Raw genomic sequence first — 3059 nt, forward strand, 5'->3', positions numbered from 1 at the left:
CCCAATCCCCAATCCCCAATCCCCAATCCCCAATCCCCAATCCCCAATATTAATAAAATTCTAGAATTAATTTTTAAATAATTTTTAATTAATAATAAAAATTGAATTATTTAACAATATCTTTAATTTAATAAATATATTAAAGAAATGAGCCTTGAAGATGAAAACCATAAATGGGTCTATACCTACGGAGCAGGAAAAGCTGAAGGAAACCGTACTATGAGAAATCTCCTTGGAGGAAAAGGAGTTGGTCTACATGATATGTGCTCAATTGGAGTCCCAGTTCCACCAGGATTTACCATTACTACTGAAGTATGCACATATTATTATGATCATGATAAAACTTATCCTAAAAGATTAGATGGAGATATTCAAAATGGTATGAAATTCATTGAAGGAATTGTTGGTAAAAAATTCGGAGATGAATCTGATCCATTATTAGTCTCAGTCAGATCAGGTGCCAGAGTTTCAATGCCTGGTATGATGGATACTATTCTTAATCTTGGTCTCAATGATAAAACTGTTGTTGGTTTACATACTAAAACCGGAAATGAAAGATTTGCTTATGATTCATATAGAAGATTCATCCAAATGTTCGGAGATATTGTTATGGGTGTTGCTCATGCTGATTTCGAAAAAGTTTTACAAGGAGTTAAAACTAAAGTTGGAGTCAAACTTGATACTGAATTAACAACTGAAAATCTTAAAGAAGTTATTGATGGATATAAAAAATTAATTAATGAAAAAAAAGGACATGAATTCCCTCAAGATGTTCAAGAACAATTAAAACAAGCTATTCATGCTGTTTTTGGTTCATGGAACAACCCAAGAGCAATTACATATAGAAATCTTAATGATATTCCACACACTTGGGGTACTGCCGTTAACATTGTTGCAATGGTATTCGGTAATATGGGAGATACTTCAGCCACTGGAGTTGCTTTCACAAGAAATCCAGCAACTGGAGAAAAAGTTTTCTTTGGAGAATATTTAATTAATGCTCAAGGAGAAGATGTTGTCGCTGGTATAAGAACCCCACAACAAATTTCAAATGCAGGAAAAGCTGCTCAAGGTTCAACCTTACCATCTATGGAAGAAGCTATGCCAGAAATGTATAAACAACTTAATGAAGTTAGAGAAAAATTAGAAAAACATAACAAAGATATGCAAGATATTGAATTCACCATCCAAGAAGGAAAATTATATCTTTTACAATGCAGAAATGGTAAAAGAACTGCTAAAGCAGGAGTCAAAATTGCTGTCGATTTTTACAATGAAGGAATTATCGATAAAGATCAAGCTTTATTATTAGTTGACCCAGTTGGAATCAACCAACTTTTACATAGACAAATTGATCCTAAAGCTGAAAAGAAACTCCTTAGCAGAGGTTTAAATGCTTCACCAGGTGCTGCCTGTGGTACTATTGTTTTCACTGCTGAAGATGCTGAAAACAAATCTAAAGATGGTCCAGTTATTTTATTAAGAGAAGAAACATCACCTGATGATATTACTGGTATGCATGTTGCTAAAGGTGTTATCACATGTAGAGGAGGTATGACAAGTCATGCAGCTGTCGTTGCAAGAGGTATGGGAGCCCCATGTATTACTGGATGTGGTGAAATGGTTATCAATTTCGAAAAAAAAACTGTATCTTTTGGTAATAAAGATTTGAAAGAAGGAGATTGGATTTCAATGAGTGGAGATACTGGTGAAATCTATGAAGGTCAAGTTCCAACTATTGAACCACAAATTTCTGGAGATTTTGAAACTATCATGAAATGGGCTGATGAAACCAGAAGATTACATATTGAAGCCAATGCTGAAACCCCTAAAGATGCTCAACAAGCTAGAGATTTCGGTGCTGAAGGTATTGGTCTTGTAAGAACTGAACATATGTTCTTTGACCCAAAAAGAATTGTTTCAATTAGAAAAATGATCTTAGCTGATAATGATGCTGAGAAAAAAGCTGCTTTAGCTGAATTATTACCTTATCAAACTGGTGACTTCGAAGCTTTATTCAAAATTATGGATGGATATCCAGTTACTATTAGATTATTAGATCCTCCACTTCATGAATTCTTACCAAAAACTGATAAAGATATTCAAGAATTAGCTAAAGAAATCAATGTCTCAGAAGAATTAATCAGAAAAAGAATTGTTACTTTACATGAATTAAATCCTATGTTAGGTAACAGAGGTTGCAGATTATGTATTTCAAGACCCGAAATCACTGAAATGCAAGGAAGAGCTATTTTCACTGCTGCCATGAATGTTGCCAAACAAGGAGTCAAAGTATATCCTCAAATTATGATTCCTTTATCTGTTTCTAAAAAAGAATTACAAATCTTAAAAGAAATTCTTGACAAAGAAAAAGCTGCTTTAGAAAAAGAAAATAATTGTCAAATCCCATATGTCTTCGGTACTATGATTGAATTACCAAGAGCTTGTGTTAAAGCCGGTGAATTAGCTTCTTTGGCTCATTTCTTCTCTTTCGGTACTAACGATTTAACTCAAACTACTTTAGGTATTTCAAGAGATGACTTCTCTTTCAGAGATTGCTATAAAGAAAGAGGTATTTTTGATTCCGATCCATTTGCTGTTATTGATGAAGAAGGTGTTGGAGAACTCATCAAAATGGCTATTTGCAAAGGTAAAAAAGTTCAAAAAGAATTAAGATGTGGTATTTGTGGAGAACACGGAGGAGAACCAAAATCAATCAAATTCGCTGATGCTATTGGAATGGATTATGTTTCATGCTCACCTTTCAGAATTCCAATTGCTAGACTTGCTGCTGCCCAAGCCGCTGTTCAAAACAAAAAAAAATAAATATATAAAATATTAATTTAAAGAAGTTAAGTTTTATTTAAAAAAAACAATTAATCGGATTAAAAATAAATAATTTTGTTTTTTATTAATATTTATGATATATTACTTTATTATTTTTTAGTTATTAATTTTTTTTAATTTAATTAATTTAATTATTTTTTAATAATAAATAATTGTAATTTATTTAAATATTATTTGAAAATAATATGGGGATTGGGGATTGGGGATTGGGG

Annotated in this window: 1 protein-coding gene; it reads left to right on the forward strand. The window is 32.1% G+C overall.

The window, feature by feature from the left end; genetic code table 11:
* Nucleotides 1–147: 147 nt before the first annotated feature.
* A complete protein-coding gene (ppdK, locus tag QZN45_RS10945; protein ID WP_296812945.1) occupies nucleotides 148–2826 on the forward strand; it encodes a pyruvate, phosphate dikinase in 2679 nt (892 codons plus the stop codon).
* The last annotated feature ends 233 nt before the right edge of the window (nucleotides 2827–3059 follow it).

This window comes from uncultured Methanobrevibacter sp., from assembly GCF_900314695.1.
Lineage (GTDB): Archaea > Methanobacteriota > Methanobacteria > Methanobacteriales > Methanobacteriaceae > Methanocatella.